The organism is Rhodococcus sp. T2V, assembly GCF_029269925.1.
Lineage (GTDB): Bacteria > Actinomycetota > Actinomycetes > Mycobacteriales > Mycobacteriaceae > Rhodococcus_F > Rhodococcus_F koreensis.
On record NZ_JARJBD010000036.1, the window covers coordinates 1 to 23,876 of the forward strand.

A 23,876-nucleotide genomic window follows, 5' to 3' on the forward strand; every position below is an offset into this window, starting at 1 on the left:
CCACTCCGTGGTCTCATCCGGATCGATATCCGGCAGATACGACGCAACACCCTCACGGATGACGCGCACGCGTCCGTCGGAACCCGGGGTCGCACTGGGGTTGGAAGGTTGGGCCGCTCCGGCGCCGGGTGCGGCGGAATCCGGTTTAGACGCGGGTCCCTGGATCAGGTCTGACAACGTTGCTCCTCATTGTGGTGGGACGCGCGGTGTGGCGTCCTCTCCATGCGATCGCGGCCTTGTTAGGCCCGATCCATCTCCTTTATGAATATGGCGCACCCTCATCTTTCCCCATTGCGGCGCGGTCGGCACACCGTGCTCGGGTTACTCTTCGGTAGCGTTTGCGCAGATCCGGGGGCGAATGTTGAATTTATCGATGTCGTCGAAAACATGGGGGAGACGAATGCGCACGTCGTCGCGCCGCTGGGGGCTGCTGAGTGCTGCCGCCGCGGCGATCGTCGGCGCCGGCGTCATCGCCGGATGTGCCGGCGATATCGAGGGAACCGCGCAGCAGAACGATTCCCAGGCCGCCGAGTACGCCGCCGAAGCGACGTCCTCATCGGTGGCCGCGTCGTCCTCGCAGAAGGCTGCGGCCGAGCGGGAGGCGCTCGTGGAGCAGTGCACGATGTTCGTGACCCGGGCCGGCGACACGATCGACACCTACAACACGTTCATCGATGCCGCCAACGCCGAAGCCGCGGACACCGGCGCGAAAGCGAGTGCCGCGGCGGCGGCACTCCGGTCGGCCGCGGACGGCGCGAACGCCGCCACACCCGCACTTCCCCCGGACCTGACCGGACTCCTCACCGATTACGCGAACAACTATCGCGAACTCGCGGCGGCCGTCGACAGCGGGCAACGCGGAGACATTCTGAACACTCTCGCGAGCCGTGGAGACGAGCTCAGCGACTCGATTCGGGCAGCCTGCCCCACATCGTGACTCCGGCACCGTAGGCTCGGTCGATGACCACGCATCACTACATTCTCAGAAAAATTCGCGTGGTCGGCTTGCGCGAAAGCGTTCGAGCATGTTCGCTTTCACCTAATTGATCTTCATCCGGCAGGTGTTCGGGTATCCGAGCACCGTCAACAAAAGGAGGACCCCACCGTGGTCGCCGCGGCGGACGCCCAAAACTACGCTCAGAAACTCGGGATCACTGCCGACATGGCGGTACAGGAACTGGGCTGGGACGAGGACACCGACGACGACCTGCGTGCCGCGGTCGAGGACACCATCGGTGGAGAACTGCTGGACGAGGATTCCGACGAGGTCATCGACGTCGTGCTGCTGTGGTGGCGCGACGAAGACGGAGACCTCGTCGACGCCCTCATGGATGCCATCGGGCCCCTGGCCGACGATGGATTCGTGTGGGTCCTCACCCCCAAGACCGGTCAGCCCGGTCACGTGGAGCCCAGCGAGATCGCCGAGTCCGCACCCACAGCCGGTCTCACCCAGACGTCGGCGGCAAATCTCGGAGACTGGTCGGGAAGCCGTCTGGTTCAGCCGAAGTCGCGCCCCGCGAACAAGCGCTGAACAGTCTCACCTTTCCCGTTCACTCACCGAAGGAATCACGTCATGCCGCTCGAGGTGGGCACCACTGCCCCCGATTTCACCCTCAAGGACCAGAACAACCAGGAGGTGACGCTTTCCGATTACCGCGGAAAGAAGAACGTCCTGCTCGTGTTCTACCCGCTCGCGTTCACCGGAACGTGCCAGGGTGAGCTCTGCAAGGTTCGCGACGAACTGCCGAAGTTCGAGAACGACGAGACGGCGATCCTCGCCCTCTCCGTCGGTGCGTCGCCGACCCACAAGATCTGGTCCGCCGAGCAGGGATACACGTTCCCGCTGCTCGCCGACTTCTGGCCGCACGGCGCGGTCGCGCAGCAGTACGGCGTCTTCAACGACAAGCTGGGCTTCGCGAACCGCGGCACCTTCGTCATCGACAAGGACGGCATCATCCGGTTCGCCGAGATGAACGGGCCCGGAGAGGCCCGTGACCAGGGAGCTTGGGAGAAAGCGCTCGCCACGCTAGAGTCCTGATGCGCATCCGGCGAGGTTCTCGCCGGATGTTCGGGCGTGTAGCTCAGTGGTAGAGCTCTGGTTTTACACACCAGCGGTCGGGGGTTCGAAACCCTCCGCGCCCACCGTCAGGCAAGGCCCCGATCTGCGTTCGTGCGCGGTCGGGGCTTTCTCGTTTCGCCGGCGTCACTCCGCGGTGAGTTCCGCGAGCTGCTCGGCGGCGGTGATGTTTCCGCTGTCGGCGAGGCGCCGGAGTTCGTCCAGGTCGCCCAGTTCGGTGGCGACTTCGATGAGCTGGTCGGCCGCGTCGGAGCTGCCACCTTCGGCGAGGCGCCGGAGTTCGGCCATGTCACCCCGCTCGCCGGCGAGTTCGATCAGGATGTCGACGGCCGTCGGGTCGCCGTTCGCGGCCCGCTCGCGCAGAGCGGACAGGTCGGATTCAGTCATGATGCACGTCCCCTTCTCGATCGAGTGTGCTGGTTCGCCGGGCTCGGAGCGCATCGCGGCGTGTGTGCCGTTCGTTCCGTAACTCAGGCAGTCGCTCGCTGAGTTGCTGACTCGCCGGGTCCAGGTCAGGGCTTCGCCCAGCTCGTCGATCGTCTGCCGCGGCGGGTCGCACACGAACAGGTACCCCAGCAGACGTCCTGCCATCGGAGGGAAGCCGTAGTTCGGCTGCGGTGCTCCGACTGGTTTCGTGGAGTTAACCTGTTCATCGCCCGGAGCTTCGCCTGCGGTGGCATATTCCTGATATGTCCAGGTACAAGGTAACGCTGCGCAACGGCACGTCGAGCGACAGAACCTTCGAATCAGACTTCCAGGCCGTCAACGAGACGCACCGGCCCACCGAGCCCGGGGCGGGCATCGTCAAGATCGACCGTTACGAGGACGGCGGGGGAGTGGCCGGCGTCTGGGCTGCGCCGGCCACGAGCCGCCCCTCCCGGTAGCCGGTCAGGTGCCGTGTCGCGAGGCCGTCGATCCGCGGCGATCGAGTTCGGCCTCGAATTCGGCGATCCGGCTGGTGACGGTGCGCACCGTTCCGCAGCCGTAATCGTTCGCGATCGACTCGCCGAGCAGCGCTCGGTGCTCGGCGAGAAGCGCGAGCAGTTCGTCGTCGCCGAGCTTCGTCACATCGCTGGACACCCTTCGATCGTCTCAGGCCCAGTCGCCGATTCCAATGGCTCACTGAAATTCCCCACGGACGCGCGGAACCCCGCCGGGCCACGTGGGTGTGTTGAGTCAGCACCGAAGATGTGAGCGGGGCGGGGCCGTGCGCCGCCCCTGAATGGGGGGAACGAGGCGGCAAATACCATGGTAGGCGCACGAAAGGGCGCTTGGCGAGTTCCTCAGGAGAGTTTCACGGAATCGGACATTCCGGCCGGAACGTTTCCGTCCGGCCCGGCCGGCCTCTACCGGTTGCGCGTGCCCGGACCCACCGTGTCGTAGGCCTCCGCGAGGAGCGCGGCCAGGGTGTCGTCGAGCTGATCGTCGGAGGTGATCGTCAACCGGTGCGTGATCACCGTCTTCGTGGTGGGAAACGCCTCCCGCAACTGCGGGTGATGGACGCGGCGGCGCAGGTCGAGGGCGATCTCGAGCCGCGACGAATAGATGAACGCGGCAGCGAAGACGCGGGCTCGAGCCCACGCGATCTCGGTCCGGTGGACGCGCTCGTCCACCTCGCCGCACGCCAGAACGAGGTCACGGAACTGCAGTAGGCGCTCGGTGGCGTCCGGGTCCTTGCCTGCCAGGTACTCGTCGATCGCGGCACTCATGGGACGCTCCTTTACATCGCCTGCAACGTTAGTTGATACAAATAGCGGCGTGCATCGAACCTCCCGCCCCGCCACCGCGCGCGCCGCAGGCCTGCTCCTCGGCTTCGCCGCCGACCGCGCGTTCGCCGACCCGGTCCGATGGCATCCCGTGGCCGGATTCGGCCGCACGGCAATGGCATTGGAGAAGGCGACGTACCGCGACTCCCGGTCGTCGGGGATCGTGCACGTCGGCGTTCTGGTCGGTGGAGCGGCCGGTCTGGGGGTCGCCGCGGCCCGGGCGGCGCGGCGCGGGGGGTGGGCCGGCGAGGCGGCCGCGACCGCCGTCGCGGCGTGGGCGGTGCTCGGCGGAACGTCCCTGGGGCGGACCGGGTCGAGGATGGCCGCGCACCTCGAGGCGGACGACCTCGCCTCCGCCCGCGCCCTGCTGCCGTCGCTGTGCGGTCGCGACCCCAGCGTGCTCGGCGTCGACGGGCTCACCCGGGCGACGCTGGAGTCGGTGGCCGAGAACACGTCCGATTCCGCGGTCGGGGCGTTCCTGTGGGGCGCGGTGGCCGGCATCCCCGGACTGTTCGTCTACCGGGCGTCCAACACCCTGGACGCGATGGTCGGCTACCGCTCGCCGAAGTACGGCAACTTCGGCTGGGCCGCGGCGCGGTGGGACGACGTTCTCAATCTGCTGCCCGCCCGCCTCACGGGTGCGCTGTCGGTCGTCGCCGCGCCGGCGGTCGGCGGGTCGCCGAAGGAGGCGTGGGAGGCGTGGCGGCGCGACGCGTCCCAGCACCCCAGCCCCAACGCCGGTGTCGCGGAGGCCAGCGCAGCGGGCGCTCTCGGGATCTCGCTGGGCGGGCGCACCGAATACGCGCACGGCGTCGAGATGCGACCCGTGCTCGGATCCGGGCCGTCGCCCCGGCCCGTCGACCTCGACCGTGCGGTGCGGCTGTCGACCGCGGTGCAGGGTGGTGCGGCGCTGGTGTCAGCGGCCCTTGCCGTAGCGGTCGGCCAGTTTCGCTTCTGCCGCCGTCCTCGGCGCTGATTCCACCGGCTTGCTCCGGGTGAACGGCTTCTTCCGGGCCACGGGCGCGGGAGCAGGGGTGGCGTCGTCGGCGGCCTTCGCGGACTTCTCCTTGCGGCGTTCGCGCCACTCCGCGCGGATGAAGTAGGCCAGGCCGAGCGGGGCCATGATGCCGAACGCCAGCCACTGCAAGCCGTACGACAGGTACGGGCCCGCGTCGAGTTGCGGGAGCGGAATGGTGCCGAGGCCACCCGGCTGATCGGGTTCGAGTTGCACGTACGCGTCGACGAGGTCGGCGCCGATGAAATCGCCGATCTGGCCCGCGTCGATATAGTACACCTGCCGGAGCCCGTTCTCGTCGATCGGTTCCTTGCCCGCGATGGTGCCCTCGGACTTGCGGACGCGACCGTCGAGCGTCACCGGCCCGGCCGGCGGCGGATCCACCGGCGGCGCCTCGGTGCCCTGGATCGGGCGCACGTAGCCGCGGTTGACCAGGATGGTGCGGCCGTCGGTCAGCTGCAGCGGGGTCAGGACCTCGTACGCGGGTTGCGACTCGATGGACCGCAGCCGGACCAGCAGATCACTGTTCTGCACGTACGACCCGGTCGCGGTGACGCGGCGCCACTCGTCGTCCGGATTCGCCGCACCGCCGGACAGCAGGGTCTCCAGCGGGACGGGCTCGGCGTCGACCGAGTCGGCGATCAGCTGGTTCCGGTGCTCCGTGGACGTGTTCTTGCCGAGCTGCCACGGCGCGAGCACGTAGAAACACATGAAGGCGAATCCGGCGACCACCAAGGCCAACACCAACCAGCCGGGTCGCAACAGAAATCTCAGCCTTCGCACGCCTCCACGGTAGCCGCTCGCAGGTCGGGACCCTGATCGTGGGTTACCGGCTGCGCACCCAGTCGAGCAGCCCGGGCACCGCGGCCTCGATCTGGAGGCGGACCCGTTCGAAGTCCTCGAGGTCCCCGTAGAACGGGTCGGGCACGGACGACGTGTCGGCGTCCGGGTCGAAACTGCGCAGCAACCGGCGGCGCTCGTCGGGCACGCCCATGTGGGCAAGCTCACGGTCGTGGTTGGCCGCGAGAGCGACCACCAGATCGGCGCCGAGGTGGAACGGGCCGACCTCCGCGGCCGTGTGGCCCGTCGGATAGCCGTTCAGCTTCAGGGTCTCGTTGGTGCGGATGTCGGCCTCACGGCCGACGTGCCAGCCGTGGGTCCCGGCGCTGCTCACCATCACCCGATCGTCGAGGGATTCCCGCCGGAGGTGTTCGGCGAAGATCTTCTCGGCCATGGGGGAGCGGCAGATGTTGCCGGTGCACACGAACGTGACGTGCAGCGGGGTGTCAGGCCGCGTCATCGAGCAGCTTCCCGAGGTCGGCGACGGTCTGCGCCGTCGTGTGCGCGCGCTCGGCCTCGGTGGGGAACCCGTAACCCCACTCGACGAACACCGCGGGGATGCCCCAGTGCGCGGCGCCGAGGACGTCGTGGTCGCGGTCGCCGATCATCAGGACGTCGGCGGTGGCGCCCTCGGTGGCGGTGACTCCGAGGTTCCGCAGCGAATGGGCGATCACGTCGGACTTGGCGCGGCGACTGCCGTCGTCGCTGGCTCCGCCGATGAACTCGAAGTAGTGCGCGAGTTCGAAGTGTTCGAGGATGCGGATCGCGAACCGCTCGGACTTCGACGTGGCGACGGCGAGCCTCCTGCCGCTGTCGCGGGCGGCGACGAGCACCTTCTCGATGCCGTCGAAGACGGCGTTCTCCGACCACCCCACGCGGTCGTAGCGTTCGAAGTAGGCGGCGATCGCCTGCTGCACGAGGTCTTCGCCCAGTCCCATCGACCGGAACGTGTCGATCATCGGCGGGCCGATGACGGCGTCGATCATCTCGCCGGTCGGTTCCGGCTGACCGATCGTCGCGAGCGCATGGCGGAAGCCGGCGTGAATGCCGGGCGCGGAATCGGTCAGCGTGCCGTCGAGGTCGAACAGCACGATCGGTGCCGACAGGGCAGAAGAGGCAGACGGGGCGGTGGACGCGGAGGTGGAGAGAGATGTCACCGGACCATTGTCCCTTAGGCTCGACAATCGTGGACATTCGTGCCGGGAGCCGGGAGAGCCTGCGTCACCACGGAGACGTGGATGCGGGGCCCGGACTCCTCGATTTCGCAGTCAACGTGCAAGGTGACGGGCCACCGGACTGGCTGCGCCTCCGCCTCGCCGACGCGCTGGCGCACCTGGGCAGGTACCCGACGGTCGCGGCCGATCTCGCGGCCCGGACCGCGGTGGCGTCCCGGCACGGCCGGACACCCGGGGAGGTGCTGCTGCTCGCCGGGGGCGCCGAGGGGTTCTCGTTGCTGCCACGGCTCGGAGTGCGGGAGGCGGCGCTGATCCACCCGTCGTTCACCGAACCGGAGTGGGCGCTGCGGGAGGCGCAGGTGCCGGTCACGCAGGTGCTGCTCGACGACCCGTACGTCCTCGACTCGGCGACGGTCCCGGAATCGGCCGATCTCGTCGTGATCGGCAACCCGACCAACCCGACGTCGGTACTGCACCCCGCCGAGGCGATCCTGCGGTTGCGCCAACCGGGCCGGATCGTCGTCGTCGACGAGGCGTTCATGGACGCGGTCCCGGACGAGGACGAGTCGCTGGCCGGTCGCGCGCTGCCCGACGTGCTGGTGCTCCGCAGTCTCACCAAGACGTGGGCGCTGGCGGGACTGCGCTGCGGGTACGCGCTCGGGCCCCCCGAGATCCTCGAACGACTGCAGGTGGGACGGGCGCACTGGCCGGTGGGCAGCCTGCAGGTGGAGGCGATCGCCGCGTGCAGCGAACCGCAGGCCGTCGCCGCCGCCCGCGACCATGCCGTGGTGCTGGGGGAGTGGCGCGAAGACATGGTCCGGCGGCTGAGCGGGATCGGCGTCGCCGTGCACCGGCCCGCCGCCGCGCCGTTCCTGCTGCTCCGCCTGCCGGACGGCGAACTGATGCGCAAGCACCTGCGCGAACGGGGCATCGCCGTGCGCCGCTGCGACACGTTCCCCGGACTCGGACCGGACTTCCTCCGTGTCGCGGTGCGCCCCGCGGAGCAGACCGCCGTGCTCGTCGACGCGATGAAGGAGATCCTGTGAACCCGGTGCGTCTCGCCGACGTGATGGCGACCCTGGATGCGGCCTACCCGCCCGCCCTCGCCGAGTCGTGGGACTCCGTTGGCCTCGTGTGCGGCGACCCGGACGACACGGTGGCGACGGTGACGGTCGCGGTCGATCCGACCGCCGCGGTGGTCGACGAGGCGATCGCCGCCGGCGCGGACCTGCTCCTCGTCCACCACCCGCTGCTGCTCCGCGGAGTCGACACCGTCGGCGCCCACACCCCGAAGGGTGCGCTCGTCCACAAGCTGATCAAGGCCGGCTGCGCCCTGTTCACCGCGCACACCAACGCCGACTCCGCGGACCCCGGCGTCTCCGACGCCCTCGCGGCGGCGCTCGGGCTCACCGTCACCGGGCCGATCGAGCCGCAACCCACCGAGAACCTCGACAAATGGGTGATCCTCGTCCCCGCCGGTGACGCCGACACGGTCCGCCGCGCCCTGTTCGACGCCGGCGCCGGACGCATCGGCAACTACCGCGACTGCAGCTGGTCCGTGACCGGTCAGGGCCAGTTCCTCCCGACCGACGGCGCGAGTCCGGCACTCGGCGCGGTCGGCGCGCTCGAACGGGTGGAGGAGAGCAGGGTGGAGGTGATCGCACCGCGGGGGCTCCGGCCGAAGATGCTCGCCGCCATGCGCGCCGCCCACCCGTACGAGGAGGTCGCGTTCGACGTGTTCGAGACGGCGACGTTCCCCGGCCCCCGCGGACTCGGACGCGTCGGCGAGCTACCCGAACCGCTGACACTGCGCGACTTCACCGACCGGGTGGCGGGCGCGCTGCCCGCAACCACGTGGGGTGTGCGGGCCGCGGGCGACCCCGAAGCCACGATCCGCACCGTCGCCGTGTGCGGTGGCTCGGGCGACTCGTTCCTCGACGACGTCGCACGTCTCGGCGTGGACGCCTACGTGACCGCCGATCTGCGACACCACCCGGCCGACGAGCACCTGCGCGCCGGCGGTCCGGCCCTGGTCGACGTCGCGCACTGGGCGAGCGAGCAACCGTGGTGCGAACAGGCGAAGGGTGTGCTCGACACCGCGTTCGCGCACACACCGGGGTGGCAGGTGCAGGTGTCCGCGGTCCGCACCGATCCGTGGTCGGTCAGCGCGCCGTCGTCGTAGCGCCGTCCGGCCGAAACCCGTGATGCGCCGGGGTACGGTTGACACCCAGCAATCTGCCGCAGAAGAACCCTTCACAGAAGACAGCAGGAGTTACCACGCGTGAACGTCGAACCACAGGTGCAGTCCAAGCTTCTCGACCTCGCCGGCGTCGATGCGGAGCTGTCGAGGATCGCCCACCGACGCACCGCGCTCCCGGAGCGTCAGGAAGTCGAGCGGCTCGAGGCGGAGCGCGTCACCCGTAAGGATGCGGCCGTGGCCGTGGAGATCATCCTCGACGACCTCGACCGCGACATCCGTAAGCTCGAAGGCGAGGTCGACGCCGTCCGTCAGCGTGAGGACCGCGACCGCAAGCTCCTCGAGAGCGGAACGGTCGGATCGAAGCAGCTCACCGAACTCGAACACGAACTCGGCAGCCTCGTCCGCCGTCAGGGACTGCTCGAGGACGAACTGCTCGAGGTGATGGAACGGCGCGAGGCGTCGCAGTCCGACCACGACCACGCCGGTGCGCAGCTGTCGCAGGTCGAGGAAGACCTCATCGACGCGTCCCGCCGCCGCGACGACGCCGTCGCCGACCTGGACGCCGCGGAGCAGCGCTGCACCCGGGACCGGGCGGCACTCGCCGACCAGTTCCCCGCCGACCTGATCACCGTCTACGAGAAGCAGCGCAGCCAGCACGGCGTCGGCGCGGCACTGCTGCAGGCCCGCCGCTGCGGAGCGTGCCGCATCGAACTCGACCGCGGCGAGATCTCCCGCATCACCGGCACCGCACCCGACGTCGTGGTGCGCTGCTCCGAGTGCGGCGCGATCCTGGTGCGCACCAAGGAGTCGGGTCTGTGAGTGTCGGTCGCGTCGTCGTCGAGGCCGACGGTGGGTCGCGCGGCAATCCCGGACCCGCAGGCTACGGCACCGTGGTGTTCGCCGCCGCCGACGGCGCCGTCCTCGCCGAACGCAAGGAAAGCCTCGGCACCGTCACGAACAACGTCGCCGAATACCGGGGGCTGATCGCCGGGCTCGAGGCCGCCGCGGAACTCGGCGCGTCCGGGGTGGACGTGCGGATGGACTCCAAGCTGGTGGTCGAGCAGATGTCCGGGCGCTGGAAGGTCAAACACCCGGACATGATTCCGCTGCAGCGCCGGGCGTCGGAACTCGCCCGGAAGTTCGATTCCGTGACGTACACCTGGATTCCGCGGGCCGAGAACGCGCACGCCGACCGCCTCGCCAACGAGGCCATGGACGGTGCCGCCGGTTACGGCGCCGAACCGGAACCGGCCGCCGCGGCGTCGGACAAGCCCACCCCGGCGGCGCCGGGCTGGATGGACACGACCGGCGCCCCGACCCGGATGCTGCTGCTCCGGCACGGGCAGACCGTCCTGTCCGTCGACCGGCGGTACTCGGGTCGCGGGAACCCGGCGCTCACCGAGATCGGGCTGGCCCAGGCGAACGGCGCGGCTTCGCGCTTCGCGGGCAACGACGGCATCGCGGCCGTGGTGTCGTCCCCGCTGGGGCGCGCGCAGCAGACCGCGGCGGCGGCGGCGAAGGTGCTCGGGCTCCCGGTCACCGTGCACGAGGGCCTCACCGAAACCGACTTCGGCGAGTGGGAGGGCCTCACGTTCAGGGAGGCCGCCGACCGCGACCCCGAATTGCACCGCAAGTGGTTGTCGGACACGTCGGTGCGACCGCCGGCGGGGGAGAGCTTCGACGAGGTCCGGGAGCGGATAGTGAAGGTCCGCGACGACCTCACCGCCACCTACGGCGGCTCCACGATCCTCGTCGTCACGCACGTGACCCCGATCAAGACCCTGCTGCAACTGGCGCTCGACGCGGGACCGTCGCTGCTGTACCGGCTGCACCTGGATCTGGCGTCGCTGAGCATCGCCGAGTTCTACCCCGACGGTGGCTCGTCCGTCCGCCTGGTCAACGACACCTCCCACCTGTGAGTACTTGTTAACCGCCGGCGGTTAACAAGTACTCACAGGCCCAGAGGGCAACGACGGCCGCGAGCAGGGTCAGCGGCGTGGTCACCAGCGCGAGAATCGTGAAGGTCCGCAGATCCGCGGGTGACCCGGCTCGCGCTGAGACCCGCCGCCACAGCATGATCGCCAGCGACCCCACGTAGGTGAGGTTGGGGCCGAGGTTCACCCCGAGCAGCATCGCCAGGACGAGGGCGGTCGGGGGGTGGGGTCCGAGCGCCGCCAGCAGGAGCAGTGTGGCGGGGAGGTTGTTCACCAGATTCGCGGCGACAGCCGCGACGACGGCCATCGTGAGCAGGGCCGCGAACGACGTGTCGGTCGGCAGCCGGGAGCCGATCCAGTCGCCGATCGGGCCGTTCGCGACGCCGGCGACGACGACGCCGAGGACCAGGACGAACGCGCAGAACCACACGTCGACCGAATACAGGATGCGGCCGAAGTCGGTGCGGCCGTCGCGCAGTGCGACGACGCCGAGCACGATCGCCCCCGCCGCCGCCACCCATGCCGGCGCGATTCCCACGAAGCCGGACACCGCGAAACCGGCGAGCGTCGCGGCGATGATCGACAGTGCGACGGTCGGTGCGGGTGGATCGCGGGCCGGTTCCGGTTCGGTGTCGGGCCGAACCAGGTCGCGGCGGAAGAACATCCGGAACAGGATCAGTTCGACGACGATCGCCACCGCCCAGGGCAGCGCCATGACGGCGGTGAAATGGAGAAAGGTCAACCCCGTCGCGGAAAAGGCGATCAGGTTCGTCAGGTTGGAGACGGGCAGCAGCGTCGACGCCGTGTTCGAGAGGTGAGCCGTGGCATACGAATGGGGGCGCGGATCCATCCGCAGCGAGCGGGCCGTCGCGATCACCGCCGGCGTCAGCAGCACCACCGTCGCATCGAGACTCAGCACGGCCGTGGTGAGTGCCGCGGCCCCGAACACGAGCGTCAGCAACCGCTTCGGATCTCCGCGGGCCCCGCGCCGCAGCCGGGCCGCGATCCAGGTGAACACACCCATCGCGTCCGCGAGGTGCGCGAGGACGAGGATCGCCGCGAGGAACCCGACGGTCGGGGCCATCTCGGTCACTTCGTCCCGGGCCTGCGCCGGCGTCACCAGACCGGTGGCCAGCACGATGACGGCGGCCGGTGCGGCCGCGACGATCTCGGGTAACCGACGAGGACGGACGACCGCGAAGACGAGGACCGCGGCGACGAGCGCCACTGCCAGAACAGTCACCGGCGGGTCACTTCAGGAGCTTGAGGAGGGTGCGCAGGTTCCGCGTGGTGGTGAAGGCCTTGAGTTTGGGAGTGCCGGTGCTCTTGCCGAACGTGCTCTTCAGCGTCATGCCCCGTTCCACCTCCCAGTACAGGACGCCGTCTCCGGCCTGCACGCGTTCGACCTCCGGGTCCAGGTCGTCCCGGATCCGCAGCAGCGTGTCCAGGACCTCGGGGTCGGGAGTCACCAGCACGTACGGGTGCCAGCCTTCTCGCTCGGGGTCGAACGGGTAGTCGTCGACGATCTTCCGGATCGTGTCGACGTCGAGGACGAAAACCCAGGCTTCGTAGTGGAAGTCGGCGCGCAGTGCCGATTCGATGTCGCTCTTCAGCACGGGGACGTCGTCGCGGTCGGAATCGAACAGCACGTTGCCCGACGCGAGGACGGTCTTCACGTTCTCGAATCCCAGCTCGGCGAAGGTGCTGCGAAGGTCGGCCATCTTGATGTTGATGCCGCCCACGTTGATACCGCGCAGGAGGGCGGCGTATCGGGTCATGCTCAGACCATAGTGCGGCGGCATGACACGTTCGCGCGAACTGTAGGCTGATCGGGCGGACGAGTTGGCCGGGCGACCGCGGCACGGGGAACCAGCACATCAGTGCGCAGGCCCCGAGTCGAGGAAAGTCCGGACTCCACAGAGCAGGGTGGTTGTTAACGGCAACCCGAGGTGACTCGCGGGACAGTGCCACAGAAAACAGACCGCCGACGCCACATCCTCCGGGGTGCGGTGTCGGTCAGGGTGAAACGGTGCGGTAAGAGCGCACCAGCACCCCGGGTGACCGGGGTGGCTAGGTAAACCCCGCCCGGAGCAAGGTTGAAGGCCGCATCGGGTCCTCCGGGAACGCGGTGCGGCTGCGCAGGTGTTCGAGGGCTGCTCGCCCGAGCCTGCGGGTGAACCGCTCGAGGTACCCGGCGACGGTGTGCCCAGATGGATGGTCGCCACCCGGCGCTTCGGCGCCGGGGACAGGATCCGGCTTACACGCCAACTCGTCCGCCCACATTCTCGCGCAGATCCTGGTCGTGTCGTTTTCGCAGATCAGGATCGCTTTTTCCACGGCTAGTTGTTTGCGCTTGAGGCGCACCAAACGCGGTGAATTATCTCGAGTGACGGGACCAGACGGGACCGGCTCAATACCCATACCCCCATCCCGTACGCCTGGCGTGCGGGGGAGCGAAGGCGGCATCGCTGTCACGGCGCACGCGTGTGGCCACTCGTGGTTGGCGTCGTTCGCTGGCCGTGCCTCCGCCCCGCCTGCGCTTCGTGTAGGGCACATCACACCGAAGGGTTATAGACCGGTGAAGAATCAGATCGACTCCCATCTCGCCTACGGCATTGCGATCGTTGCGTTCATCCTCAGCTACTCGAAGCTCGTCGACCTCGCGCTACGTGCGGGATATGGGTATGGCGCGTATCTCTGGCCGCTGATCGTCGACGGCCTCGCGATCATGGCGGCACGCGGCGTGCTGAGACTCGAGTCGTCGCGCTGGTACCCATGGGCGATGCTCGTCGCAGGCACCGCGGTATCAATCCTCGCGGCTGTCATGAACGCACTAGTCCCGCCCGGGCCCCTGCCGAGCGCTGCGACCGCGGCCGTGACGATCGTCCCCGCGGCGTGCCTTCCGTTCGCTCTGGAGCTGGCGCGCAGAATGCGCCCTGAGTCGCAGGGCGTCGCACTTACGGTGACGGACGAGGTCCCGGCGCAGGCAGTCGACGTCGCGGCCGTCGAAGATGGACCGCCGCCTGCTGGGATGGCGCCCGAAGAACGGCGCGACGTCGCGCTCCGCCTGCTCGCGACTACCGACCACTCCCAGCGGGCAGTCGCACGCATCGTCGGCGTCACTGAGACCACAGTGCGACGCTGGGTGAAGAAGCACGCTACGCACCCGCCCACCGATCGGCCTGAGGTGCAGGCTCGACGCACGGTGGCGTCCGGATTGTGACGCTGCACCTCCGGCAGTAGTGCGTCCTATGGCCACCATTGCTGGCGCAATCGCAGGCACACACCTCCCAGCCGACGATGCACGCGTTCGGCCCGAGAGGATGCCCGTTCGGGCATTGTGGCGTCCCAGGTTCGACGGACTTCACTCCCAGATTTTCGCACATTTGTTCGACACTGGGCAGGCTGTAGCTGTATCGTCCAACTCGCGCGGATCGGCTGGGGAGGGAAGCCCCAGTCGTTTCGCGCGTCGCACGCGCTGAAGCTCATTCGTTCGACCTATACCCCACGTCCGCTTCGTCTGGTTTGATGCGCGGGTGAAGAAGATGATCTTGGCGAGTGCAGTCATTGCCAGCGTGGCCCTCAGTGCTGCAGGATGCGGCGACGGCGACAAGGCATCGACACCAGCCCCGGAAACGGTGACTGTTTACCGCACTGTCACGGTGGTAGCCACCCCGTCTGCTGCGCCAACAACGACCTCTCGGCAGCCTGTGGCTGCGCCGGTGACCACGACAGCTCCGCCCGTGAAGACCCCGAAGACCACGATCGGCGACGGAATATTCGCGGTGGGTAGCGATGTCGCCGCCGGTACCTACTCCACGCAGGGGCCCCGATCGGACATGGGAATGTGCGCGTGGACATTCCTGCCGTACAAAGGTGCAGGACTGGACGAGGCTCAAGGCGGCAGCTCCACAATGGGGCCCGGATACATGCAGCTCGACGAAGGGCAGATCGTTCAGACGATCGGTTGCACATGGACACTGGAGAACTGACGGTGGGTCCAGAATTGCTCTGCCGAAGGCACACCGTACCCGGGAGTAATTGCCCATTGGGTATCGCCGTCGTGCATACTTGCGGAATCATGGGGTTGGAGGGTAGTGAATGAATTCGGTATCTGGAGGTGGGAATGTCTGATTCCTCAATTCCTCTGAGTGCTGGTCGCAGCGAGACCCTACGCGCGGAATTGGTCGACGCTCTCGTTCGCAAGGGAATCCCGTCACGTGATGCGGATCGTATTGCCCGTGTGGTTATGACCAAGCTGGAAGAGGAGCGCCGTGAGCGCCCTGTCAAGATCACGATTACCCGTGTCCGGAAAGCTGCGAACAGGTTCCAGGGCCTCCTGACCGCTCTGGTTGCCGCCGCAAGCATTGTGGGGTTTTTACCCTTGGCGGACCAGTTGGCAAGCAACGGCTTCTCCCTGGCAGCTGTGGTGATCGGTGGCGCCATCGGAATTCCGCTTGCTCTGGCAGGCATCCGCGTCCTCCCTTTCTCCTCCCGGAAACAACGGCGTGATGAATTCCGCATCGTCCTTCAGGAGCAGCCGGAAGACGATGTCCTACTGAAGAGGGACGCAGACCACTTCGCCGACGCTGTTGGCTACCTCGCGAAGAGACAGGGACCTCACCTCGTTGGCTGACTCGGAAAGCACCCCCACCATGATGAAGCTGGAGATACTTCCGAATGGGGATGGCTCCACCGACGCGGAGACGAAGTTCAGCGAAGAGGCCGTTGCCGAGTATGCGCTTGCCGTTACGCGTTACCAGGAGACACTGAAGTCCATCGCTGTCACGAAGTGCACTGTTGAGATGGTGCTCGTCGAACACGTAAGGGCGGCCGTATCCGCCTTAAAGGAAACTCCTGCCGAAAATAACGGACTCAAGACGTTCCTGGATTGGGTTAAGCGACTCGCGTTCTTGTTCATCGGGTTCAGCGTCGTACAGGGTTCCAATGTGCTACGCCAGCAGGACGTCGATCGTGGCAGTGTCATGTGGCTTGTGATGGACGCGGTCTTTGCGGCACTGTTAGTGGGTTTGGCGCTCGCAGTTGACATCCCGCCAATTAGAAGACTCATCATTCGCGACGCGAAACGGAGCTGACAGCTTCGTGTGAGGCGCGGCGCGCTACGCCGTTCGCGCAGGGAGACGATCGACTCGATTCACCAGGCGAAAGGCGGGGCGCAGCGAACCCTGCCGCCCTCATGGCCGGCCGGGTTCGTCTGTCCGGGCTCGCGGAAACTGGTACGTCCGTCTAATATTCCATGTCGCGGCGGGTGGCTGATGTAAGCCTCGACAGCCCGGCGCAGGCCCCGCCGACCAAGCACCCCCGAATGCAATCGGCGGGGTCTCACCTACTTCGCCCCCACCGACTATCAGGTGGAGGCGTTTCTCGCAATCGAAACGGCAGCATTACTGGGTGTGAGGTTCTCGTGGTCAAGTTCTCGCGCGAAACTATTGCTCACCCAAACTCTGCATGGTGTTGTTTCTTCTGTCGTCGGCTCGCGTACCACCGTTGGAGCCGACGCATCGCGTCCCGCCAGTACAACTGGGAGCTGGCGGGACGCGTCAGGGTTCAGCTCCAGGCTTTCGTGTGGCGCGCCACGGAGGTTGTGGACAACGAAGGAACGCCCTCACCCTCAGAGACTGAGGGTGAGGGCTTCGTCGTGCTCCGTGCCTTACTCCTGGATCGTGAAGAGGCGAGCGTGATTCCGATCGCTGCTTGACTGCGCCCGGCCGGGCCTCCTCTAACATTCGTCCATGACCATCGACAACATCGAAGCAGAGTCCACGCGGGACGACCTCACACCGTTCCGCGACCCGCTGCTGACAAACCTCGTCGCAGAGACCAACGCAACCGGCAATTCGCTTCCGGTACTCCTGACTATGGATGGCTCGGTCATCTCGGGAGACCTGATCTCGGGCGCCGACTACTTCCGCCAGCTCGGAGAGAAGACAGGTATGTCGAACTTCTTCGAACCCATCCTGAACCAGTACACAGAGCGTCAGGGCGAGGAGGTCACTGACGTTGACATAGATGACACCCTCTGGATTCACTTGCGCGACACCAAATTGATCGCTGGCTCAGCGAACGTCAACATCGGGCTGTGGCGGGGAAGCCTCACACATGTCAACGGATGGACATTCGGCAAAGTCAGCTAGCCCGACATTGCATCGCGCCCCAGGCCCTTCCTCGAGATCGGGGGCGCGAACGATCGTGATGACATCGGCGAGAGTGCACTCTGATAGGGCGGTCTGTGCTGCGGACCCGCCGACCAACCCCCGTGGCCGGCGGGGTTCGTTCATCTCGACTCCGAGACGTAGCCCGCGGCGTATGGTCGGCTCTGGGCGCGTCCGGGCGGATCTTTTGAGGGGTTCGCCCGGGACGCGCGTTGTGAGTCGTCATGCGTCCCTCCCGATGACGTGACGGCAAGACCCCGGCCCCAGGGTGTGCGGCCGGGGTCGATCTGACGCTGGCCCATGTCTCGCGGTGGTGCAGAAACCAGTGCTCGCGGAAACTGGTACTCCCGTCTAATATTTCCCTCGCGCCGGGTAGCTGATGCAAGCCTCGACAGCCCGGCGCAGGCCCCGCCGACCAAGCATTCCCGACTGCGATCGGCGGGGTCATCCTCACGCCACACGAAAACGCCCCCACTCTCGCGATGAGAGTGGGGGCGTTTTCGTTGAACGTGCAGATCATATTTTCGTGATCTCGGTCGGAATGGTCATTTTATTACCGCCGATGCAACACCTACCGCACTGACATAGCGGGCATATCAATCGCGGGATCGTGCGACTTACCTCGGGTACAGCGCCGGGAGCAGGAGATCCGAGTAGGACCGGGCGCCCGAGAGTGTGAGATGGACCCCGTCGGTCAGGAACAGCCCGTCCGCTCCAGGGGGAGTCGTCCACTGCGTGGTGAGTACCAGCGAGTCAGCAGCATCAGCGGCTTCGGCGATCGCCGTCTCGAAGTATTCCCACGGGTCGAGGCCGATCTGGTCGTTGTATCGAGGGACGATGAACAAGAACTCGCTGTCAGGTGAGCGGCCTTGCACGTTCGCCACGATCGCCGCGAGGTCGGCCTTCAGTTCGGCGGTGGTGCGGCCGTCGTTCCAGTCGTTGCCGCCGAGGGCGATGATGACCAGATCCGGCTGAACATCCGCCAGGAGTTCCGGCAGGCCCTCGGCGATACCCGTCCAGCCGGCATAGTCCTGCGCGGTCTTGCCGGCGAAGGCGAGGTTGTACATGTGCAGGCCGTTGGCGACGGCGTCGTCATTCTTGTGTTCAACGATGCCCATGATCTGGCAGCCGTCGACCGAGTTGTCCACGCGGATCTCGGCGCCGAGTGGGGCGACGCCGAAGCTCCCGCCGAGGTGGTACCGCTCGAGCTGGCCGCCGGGCGTGACCGTGGTGGTCACCGCGTCGCTGGTGATGTCAATGTCCGTGGTGCCGTAGTTCGGGTAGCCGCGGACAACGACTTCGGCCCAGAACATCGACCCGTCGGTGTCGCCGCCGACATCCCACGTGAGGGACTGGGTCTGCCCGGAGGGGCCACTGTTGCTCAGCCAGACCGAGCCGGGTACACCATTGGTGTCGCCGGTCCGATCAGCGGTGTCGAGGGGGGTGTCGAACTCGGTCGGCCGGTATTCGTAGTTGGGATGGTCGGCGTTAGGGGTGTCGCATGGAATCCACTTGCTGACAGGGATGCCCAGGCGCTTGCCGAGTTCGTCGGCGAGCAGGTAGGGCCAGGTGCGGCGGAAGTCCTTGACACCATTGGAGTCGCCGGCACTGAAGCCGTCTGCCTCGGAGTCGGACAGGACGACGATCTTGACGGGTCGTTCGTCGCGGCGGACGAGGCGGTTGATCCAGTGTGCGGTGACGAGCTCTGACATGTTCTGCCTTTCAGTTGTCGTGGGGTGGCGGGCTGGCTAGCCCGCGACCTTCATGTACGCGGCGGCGGCCTGGGCCATGGCTGTGTTGCCGGCGTCCGTGAAATGCACGCCGTCGGCGATGTAGAGGCCCGTGCCGGCGAGGTCGCGGGTGTCGAGAACGTGCGCGGCGAGGCTGGCCGCGGTGGTGCTGATCGTCTCGACATACTCCGTCCAGGTGGTGGTCTGTTCGGGGTCGTCGGCGAGGGGGCGGATGAGGTACACGACCTCGGTGTCAGCGCTGGCGGCGGTGATGTCGGTGTGAATTGCGGTGAGGGCTGTCGCCAGCTGCGAGGGGGTGCGTCCGCCTTGGTAGTCGTTGGCGCCGAGGCAGACTAGGGCGACGTGCGGTGCGTAGGCGGCGATCAGCGGCTTCAGGGATTTGTCGCCGGCGGCCAGCCACGCCGCGTACTCGTGGGCGGCCATCGCACCCCGGGAGAGATTCCATTGCGTCACGCCGGCCGTGGAATCGGCGACGTACTCGATGACGCCCAGGAGGGCGAAGCCGACACCGGACGCGGCGTGGATGTTGACCGTCGATCCGGGGTTGGTGATGCGGGTGACGACCCGGTCTCCGGTGGAGTCGAGGGTGACCGGGGATCCGGTGGCGGGCGTGAAGGTCATGTTGCCGCCGTAGCCGGTGGTGACGATGTCGACCGCGGTCGTCCCGGCCGACAGGGTGTAGGTGACCTCGTCGACGTTGGAGACGTGCCCGCGCTGCAGCCACAGCGATCCGGGGATGCCGACCTGTGTCGTGAGGTCGTCGAGGGCGTACCCGTTCGGCAGCAGCGTGGCCGGCCGCCATATGTAGTTGCCGGGTGCCAGCGGTGTCGACGGCGGGATCCAGCCGCGGCCGCCGGCCGCGAGACCGAAGTCTTCTCGCAGGAGCGATGCAAGCTTGAGCGGCCACGTCTTCGCCCACTGGTCCGGGCCACCCGGGTTGCCGTAGCCGTCGTTGGTGGAGTCACCGATCGTGAGGATCTTTAGCCGTGTGGTGCCCGCCGCTAGTGCCGCTGTCCGGTATGCCAACGAGGCCTGCGCGAGCGGGCCGTCGACATCGGCCGCACCGCTGTTGACCCAGGCGAGCTGACCGCCGACGAGGCCGAGGACTTGGCCGTCGACACCGCCGGGGGGAAGCAGCGCTGGGGAAAGGGCCACGCGACCCACCTCGGTGGACTCCTGGTCGTCGAGTCGGAAGACGAGGTCGCCTCCGTCGCTGATGACTTCGCCCACGGCGAACCCACGGGGACCGCGCGAGAGCTGCACCGCGGTGGAACTCGGAGCGACGTTGACGTGCTCAGCGAGATTGATCTCGGTGTCCGGGACGGCGTAGAAGTAGATCGGGTTGATCCGCGTCGACTTCGACCCGTACTTCAGGTCACTGAACGTGGCACGCCACTGCAACTCCGCCATGTTCGTGGTCGCCGGTGTGGGGGCAACGACCTTGACGTAGTCACGGTTGCGGTGATTGATGTTTCCCTGGCTGTCGATCGACACCTCGAGCGTGGTCAGCGCCTTCATCTTCAATGTGCCGGCGTCGTCGTACAGGATCGTGCTGCCTTCGGCGACCATCGGTGTGAGGGTCAGCGTCCCTGTCAGTGGGGTGTCGTCGGGAAGGTCGTCGGAGTCGACTCCATCGACGACGAGTGCGGTCACGTTCACGCGGACCGTGGAGTATCCGAGAGCCATCAGGCCTCCTCATTTGCATGGTGGATCACAGGAAGTCCTTTCCGGACCACGAGTTCACTCGTGCGGAGTTGGTGAAGGCGGCGCGTTCGAGCCCGAACCCGACGTATCGGCATTGACTTCCCTTGGGGACGATGCCGGTCGAGTCGTCCCAGGAGATCTCCCCTCCTGGGTAGGTGAGGGTGTAGACATCGTCGTCGTCGACGGTGAAGACCACCTCTGCCCCCGCGGTCAGGACCGGGGTCGAGGTGTCGGATCGCCGGACGGTCGCACTCGACAGCGACGTGCCGCTCCCGATGTACTTCCCAGTTGATTTGATCTGCGCGACCGCATAGCTGGAGAAGTCGTTCCGCGACCGGACATACAGGGAGGTGCCACGGGAGTTCGGGTTGTCGCCCAGGATCATCCGCGCTTCTTGCTGGTCGGTGTTGAGGGGGTTGATGAACAACGCCCCACGAGCGCCATCGGAGTGCAACCCGGAGACGATGCCAGCCATCCCGCCGACGACGCCCTGGTTCGCGCCGACAGTGATCCACGACGCCCCATACCCGGCACCGTCGGATCGATTGAAGGAGTCCGAGTACGCGAACTGGGCGCCGGGGTCGTACGCCTCGGTCGGCTGTCCGAGGCATCCCCACACCTGGAAACCCAAATCGGTTTGAATGCTGGCGTTGCTGATCGTGGACGGCAGGGACGACAGCCCGTCGACGTACCCCGTCAGCACCGGGGGGAACACCCCGGCCGGGGGGATCACCTTCATCGCGAGGGTTGCCGCAAGTTTCGCCATCGTTCCCCCACCGGTGGCGAGCAGACCGAGGTACATGTTCTCCTGCGCCTGGGCGATGATGTCGGAGGGCGCCTGCAGCCGCTGGTGCACCGGCGTCGACCCGGTGATCAGCGAGCCCTTGATGTTGCCCGCGTCGTAGACCTTCGTCGCGAGACCGGTGCTGGCGTCGACACGGTAGACCCCTTGGAACATGAACCCCATGCCCGCGGTGCCGTCGGTGACGAACCCTTGGGTGGAGTAGGGACGGTTCTGCAACGCCCGGATCGGGATGAGGTAGAGCCGTTGGTTGACCATCGTCATCATCGGCTGTTGGGTGGTGACCGTGACGGCATGCGAATGGTTGCCGGACGACGGGATGCTGCCGTCACCGTCACCACCGTTCGCGACCCCGGTCGGGGTCGCGGGGACGCGGTCCGGGATCAGATAGCACACCGGGAAAGACACGTCTTCAAACGGGTTCGGGGAAATCCAGTACGGCACACCGATGGTCGCGTTCACCTGATCGGCGACGGTGACGACCGACTGTCCGATGTTGCTGACCTCGGTCTGCGCCTGCTCGGCGGCCGTCAGTGCAGTCGTGACGTTCGTTGTCGTGGTGGATCGGAATCCGAGGAGATCCGCAAACCAGTCCTTCACGCCCTGCACGGCTTCGTTAATCGGGGTGACGACCAGGCCTCGCAGGATGTCGACGATCTGCTGCAGGATCCGGTCAAGGTTCGCGAGGAAGTCGCGGGCGTCGCCGAGGATATCGGGTATCTCGATGTCTCCGTCGCCGGTGATGACCTTCTTCACCACGGCCCAGATGTCGCCGAGGATGGGGATGGACAGGATCCATTCTTCGAGGTCCTCGAGGCTGCCGTCGATGACGCCAGTGAGGGTTTCGATGATCCCGGTCGCTGGGCGTTGTATCCCCGCGCCCAGGGTCTGGCCCGCCTTCTTCACTGCGGTCAGCTTTGAGAAGTCCAGTCCGGATGTTGGGGGGCCGAACTCCGACCCGGTGAACCCGATGTGCGGGTTCGCCGGGTCGAAGAACTCCGGGGTGGGGCGGTCGGTCATGCGATCACCGGCATCGGGCGGACGCGCAGGAACGCCCGTTCCTTGCGGGTCTGGAACCGGATCTGCGCCAAGGAGTCGACACGTCGACCGATCAGGTAGATGGTTGCCGCGGTCCCGGCCGGGACGATCGTCGACCCGGCGCCGGCGGGCGCCGTCTCGTCGGCAGCCGGAACCAGGGTGCGGGCTGTCCACTCCGATTCGAAGATCCCCACCGCGTCACCGGCGCCGCGGCCGAGCAGCGGACCGGACACGGCGCCGAGGCGGGCTTCGAGATCCATCCGCACGTTGTTGATCGCCGCGACGCTGAACTCGACGAGACCGTACACGTCCGGCTCGTAAGCCCATGGCTGGGCGGGGATCGTGAGGGTGGTGATCGTCTGGAAGTCGCCGGACCAGTTGTTGCCGGTATCGATCGCCAGCCAGGACGTCTCGGACCCGACCTTCTTGTACACACCAGGGGACATTGCGACGGTGCCCGGGCCCCACTTGCCGTTGGCCAGTTTCACCAGGACGTCGCCGGTCTTGGGTTCGGTGGTGTCGTCGAAGTCCGAGGCGGTTTCGATCGTTGCGGTCGGGCCCGGGACGGTGGAGTCGGCGCCGGCGGGGCCAGGCTTGGCGACGATGTTCAGCTTGTAGGCGTTGGAACCGACCTCTTCGAGGGAGAAGTTCCAGTCCGTGCCCTGGGTGATCGTGCCCTTGGTCAGGGTGATCGCAGGACCGGCGACACCCTGGGCGCCGATGTAGTTCTGGCGGCGCTCCAATGTCGGGGTGCCGTTGTAGAACCAGGCGTCGTTGGTTCCGGTGATGCCCCACCACTGGCCGAGGTCGTAGTCCGGGTCCAGATCGTTCGGGTCCGGCAGATCCCCGGTGGTGGCGACGTCGCCCATGAACCTCGGCGGCACACCGTCGCGGCCGGGATCACCCTGGTCGCCCTTGTATGCGAGGACATCGACGTCCATCTCGCCGGCCTCGATCTCGGCGACACCGCGGCCGGTGGTGCGGATGTCCCACTGATCCTTCAGCCGCAGCTTCAGCGTCATCGGCAGGGTGAAGTTGAAACCGGTCATGACTGGATCTCACTTTCCAGATCCGCAGGGATCGTCGGTGGATGGTGGTCGGGGACATGGCGGGCGATCCACGACAGCAGCTCCCGGATGAACCGGATCGCCGAGTCGAGCAGCTTCGTCTTGTGGGTGTTCTCGACCTCGAGGATTTCGATGCGTTGCTCCATCCGACCTACCCGCTCGCTGAGCGGGCCGACGAGGGCTGCGGCGGCGTCGGCGATGATCTGCGCCGCTTCGGCGTCGAGCTTCCCGGACTCGGCGCGGTCCTTGCGCAGGTTGCGGATCCACAGCAGCAGGGCCAGGATTATGGCGCCGAGCCCGAAGGTATCGAGCCAATCGAGTAGCCCGGCCACGC

At 67.1% G+C, this 23,876-nt stretch carries 27 protein-coding genes, 1 tRNA gene and 1 other RNA gene; 16 read left to right on the plus strand and 13 right to left on the minus strand.

The window, feature by feature from the left end; genetic code table 11:
* Positions 1-400: 400 nt before the first annotated feature.
* The 4 genes from P3H15_RS27070 to P3H15_RS27085 all read left to right on the plus strand — a co-directional run bounded on the left by P3H15_RS27070 (position 401) and on the right by P3H15_RS27085 (position 2,142).
* The gene (locus P3H15_RS27070; protein WP_276140056.1) at positions 401-937 is read left to right on the plus strand and encodes a hypothetical protein; all 537 of its coding nucleotides are present in this window, start codon (positions 401-403) and stop codon (positions 935-937) included.
* 168 nt (positions 938-1,105) lie between these two features.
* The gene (locus P3H15_RS27075; protein WP_012688155.1) at positions 1,106-1,531 is read left to right on the plus strand and encodes a DUF3052 domain-containing protein; all 426 of its coding nucleotides are present in this window, start codon (positions 1,106-1,108) and stop codon (positions 1,529-1,531) included.
* 42 nt (positions 1,532-1,573) lie between these two features.
* Positions 1,574-2,038 (plus strand): peroxiredoxin, encoded by a 465-nt coding sequence (locus P3H15_RS27080; RefSeq protein WP_124389883.1) that lies wholly within the window; start codon positions 1,574-1,576, stop codon positions 2,036-2,038.
* Between the two features lie 32 nt (positions 2,039-2,070).
* Positions 2,071-2,142 (plus strand) — tRNA-Val (locus P3H15_RS27085).
* 61 nt (positions 2,143-2,203) lie between these two features.
* On the opposite strand, the gene P3H15_RS27090 is transcribed toward P3H15_RS27085, so the two are convergent.
* Positions 2,204-2,668, minus strand: a complete 465-nt coding sequence (locus P3H15_RS27090) for a hypothetical protein (protein ID WP_276140057.1) — start codon at positions 2,666-2,668, stop codon at positions 2,204-2,206.
* 98 nt (positions 2,669-2,766) lie between these two features.
* Between P3H15_RS27090 and P3H15_RS27095 the strand changes: the two genes are divergently transcribed.
* Positions 2,767-2,961 (plus strand): hypothetical protein, encoded by a 195-nt coding sequence (locus tag P3H15_RS27095; protein WP_072945549.1) that lies wholly within the window; start codon positions 2,767-2,769, stop codon positions 2,959-2,961.
* 4 nt (positions 2,962-2,965) lie between these two features.
* Here P3H15_RS27095 and P3H15_RS27100 read toward each other — a convergent pair whose 3' ends face one another.
* Both P3H15_RS27100 and P3H15_RS27105 read right to left on the minus strand, forming a co-directional pair.
* Positions 2,966-3,157, minus strand: coding sequence for a hypothetical protein (locus P3H15_RS27100; protein ID WP_276140058.1), 192 nt, complete (start codon positions 3,155-3,157; stop codon positions 2,966-2,968).
* A 266-nt stretch (positions 3,158-3,423) separates the two neighbouring features.
* Positions 3,424-3,786, minus strand: coding sequence for a DUF5655 domain-containing protein (locus tag P3H15_RS27105; RefSeq protein WP_276140059.1), 363 nt, complete (start codon positions 3,784-3,786; stop codon positions 3,424-3,426).
* Between the two features lie 49 nt (positions 3,787-3,835).
* Between P3H15_RS27105 and P3H15_RS27110 the strand changes: the two genes are divergently transcribed.
* Positions 3,836-4,819: a cobalamin biosynthesis protein gene (locus tag P3H15_RS27110; protein ID WP_276140060.1), complete on the plus strand. Its 984-nt coding sequence runs from the start codon at positions 3,836-3,838 to the stop codon at positions 4,817-4,819.
* On the opposite strand, the gene P3H15_RS27115 is transcribed toward P3H15_RS27110, so the two are convergent.
* Genes P3H15_RS27115 through P3H15_RS27125 form a run of 3 tightly spaced genes read right to left on the minus strand, consistent with a single transcriptional unit; the run spans position 4,760 to position 6,855 of the window.
* Complete coding sequence (locus tag P3H15_RS27115; protein WP_276140061.1) at positions 4,760-5,641, minus strand: SURF1 family protein; 882 nt, start codon at positions 5,639-5,641, stop codon at positions 4,760-4,762. The two genes, P3H15_RS27110 and P3H15_RS27115, sit on opposite strands and share 60 nt — an antisense overlap.
* A gap of 43 nt (positions 5,642-5,684) precedes the next feature.
* On the minus strand, positions 5,685-6,158 hold the full coding sequence (locus tag P3H15_RS27120; protein ID WP_276140062.1) for a low molecular weight protein-tyrosine-phosphatase: 474 nt from the start codon (positions 6,156-6,158) through the stop codon (positions 5,685-5,687).
* Positions 6,145-6,855: an HAD-IA family hydrolase gene (locus P3H15_RS27125; RefSeq protein WP_276140063.1), complete on the minus strand. Its 711-nt coding sequence runs from the start codon at positions 6,853-6,855 to the stop codon at positions 6,145-6,147. The genes P3H15_RS27120 and P3H15_RS27125 overlap by 14 nt, the downstream gene beginning before the upstream one ends.
* On the opposite strand from P3H15_RS27125, the gene cobC reads away from it, so the two are divergent.
* From cobC to P3H15_RS27145, 4 genes are all read left to right on the plus strand, one after another.
* On the plus strand, positions 6,849-7,919 hold the full coding sequence (gene cobC, locus P3H15_RS27130; RefSeq protein ID WP_276140064.1) for an Rv2231c family pyridoxal phosphate-dependent protein CobC: 1,071 nt from the start codon (positions 6,849-6,851) through the stop codon (positions 7,917-7,919). The two genes, P3H15_RS27125 and cobC, sit on opposite strands and share 7 nt — an antisense overlap.
* Positions 7,916-9,055, plus strand: a complete 1,140-nt coding sequence (locus tag P3H15_RS27135; RefSeq protein WP_276140065.1) for a Nif3-like dinuclear metal center hexameric protein — start codon at positions 7,916-7,918, stop codon at positions 9,053-9,055. The genes cobC and P3H15_RS27135 overlap by 4 nt, the downstream gene beginning before the upstream one ends.
* 99 nt (positions 9,056-9,154) lie before the next feature.
* Positions 9,155-9,892 (plus strand): zinc ribbon domain-containing protein, encoded by a 738-nt coding sequence (locus P3H15_RS27140; protein WP_276140066.1) that lies wholly within the window; start codon positions 9,155-9,157, stop codon positions 9,890-9,892.
* The gene (locus P3H15_RS27145; protein ID WP_276140067.1) at positions 9,889-10,992 is read left to right on the plus strand and encodes a bifunctional RNase H/acid phosphatase; all 1,104 of its coding nucleotides are present in this window, start codon (positions 9,889-9,891) and stop codon (positions 10,990-10,992) included. The genes P3H15_RS27140 and P3H15_RS27145 overlap by 4 nt, the downstream gene beginning before the upstream one ends.
* 7 nt (positions 10,993-10,999) lie before the next feature.
* On the opposite strand, the gene P3H15_RS27150 is transcribed toward P3H15_RS27145, so the two are convergent.
* Positions 11,000-12,250 (minus strand): SLC13 family permease, encoded by a 1,251-nt coding sequence (locus tag P3H15_RS27150; protein ID WP_276140068.1) that lies wholly within the window; start codon positions 12,248-12,250, stop codon positions 11,000-11,002.
* A 7-nt stretch (positions 12,251-12,257) separates the two neighbouring features.
* Positions 12,258-12,809 carry a DUF1697 domain-containing protein gene (locus tag P3H15_RS27155; protein ID WP_276140069.1) on the minus strand — a complete coding sequence of 184 codons (552 nt, stop codon included), beginning with the start codon at positions 12,807-12,809 and terminating at the stop codon, positions 12,258-12,260.
* 36 nt (positions 12,810-12,845) lie between these two features.
* On the opposite strand from P3H15_RS27155, the gene rnpB reads away from it, so the two are divergent.
* The 6 genes from rnpB to P3H15_RS27185 all read left to right on the plus strand — a co-directional run bounded on the left by rnpB (position 12,846) and on the right by P3H15_RS27185 (position 17,162).
* An RNA gene (rnpB, locus tag P3H15_RS27160) (RNase P RNA component class A) lies at positions 12,846-13,283 on the plus strand.
* Positions 13,284-13,585: 302 nt separating this feature from the next.
* Complete coding sequence (locus P3H15_RS27165; protein WP_276140070.1) at positions 13,586-14,230, plus strand: DUF2637 domain-containing protein; 645 nt, start codon at positions 13,586-13,588, stop codon at positions 14,228-14,230.
* A gap of 313 nt (positions 14,231-14,543) precedes the next feature.
* Positions 14,544-14,999, plus strand: a complete 456-nt coding sequence (locus tag P3H15_RS27170) for a hypothetical protein (RefSeq protein WP_276140071.1) — start codon at positions 14,544-14,546, stop codon at positions 14,997-14,999.
* 257 nt (positions 15,000-15,256) lie between these two features.
* Positions 15,257-15,643 (plus strand): hypothetical protein, encoded by a 387-nt coding sequence (locus P3H15_RS27175; protein ID WP_276140072.1) that lies wholly within the window; start codon positions 15,257-15,259, stop codon positions 15,641-15,643.
* Between the two features lie 19 nt (positions 15,644-15,662).
* The gene (locus tag P3H15_RS27180; protein ID WP_276140073.1) at positions 15,663-16,103 is read left to right on the plus strand and encodes a hypothetical protein; all 441 of its coding nucleotides are present in this window, start codon (positions 15,663-15,665) and stop codon (positions 16,101-16,103) included.
* Positions 16,104-16,760: 657 nt separating this feature from the next.
* On the plus strand, positions 16,761-17,162 hold the full coding sequence (locus tag P3H15_RS27185) for a hypothetical protein (RefSeq protein WP_276140074.1): 402 nt from the start codon (positions 16,761-16,763) through the stop codon (positions 17,160-17,162).
* Between the two features lie 635 nt (positions 17,163-17,797).
* Here the strand turns inward: P3H15_RS27185 and P3H15_RS27190 are convergent.
* Genes P3H15_RS27190 through P3H15_RS27210 form a run of 5 tightly spaced genes read right to left on the minus strand, consistent with a single transcriptional unit; the run spans position 17,798 to position 23,874 of the window.
* Positions 17,798-18,892: a GDSL-type esterase/lipase family protein gene (locus P3H15_RS27190; RefSeq protein WP_276140075.1), complete on the minus strand. Its 1,095-nt coding sequence runs from the start codon at positions 18,890-18,892 to the stop codon at positions 17,798-17,800.
* A 36-nt stretch (positions 18,893-18,928) separates the two neighbouring features.
* Positions 18,929-20,617, minus strand: coding sequence for an SGNH/GDSL hydrolase family protein (locus P3H15_RS27195; RefSeq protein WP_276140076.1), 1,689 nt, complete (start codon positions 20,615-20,617; stop codon positions 18,929-18,931).
* Positions 20,618-20,642: 25 nt separating this feature from the next.
* Positions 20,643-22,457 (minus strand): hypothetical protein, encoded by a 1,815-nt coding sequence (locus tag P3H15_RS27200; RefSeq protein WP_276140077.1) that lies wholly within the window; start codon positions 22,455-22,457, stop codon positions 20,643-20,645.
* Positions 22,454-23,524 carry a hypothetical protein gene (locus tag P3H15_RS27205; protein ID WP_276140078.1) on the minus strand — a complete coding sequence of 357 codons (1,071 nt, stop codon included), beginning with the start codon at positions 23,522-23,524 and terminating at the stop codon, positions 22,454-22,456. Before P3H15_RS27205 ends, P3H15_RS27200 begins: the two co-directional genes overlap by 4 nt.
* A complete protein-coding gene (locus tag P3H15_RS27210) occupies positions 23,521-23,874 on the minus strand; it encodes a hypothetical protein (RefSeq protein ID WP_276140079.1) in 354 nt (117 codons plus the stop codon). The genes P3H15_RS27205 and P3H15_RS27210 overlap by 4 nt, the downstream gene beginning before the upstream one ends.
* Between the last annotated feature and the right edge of the window lie 2 nt (positions 23,875-23,876).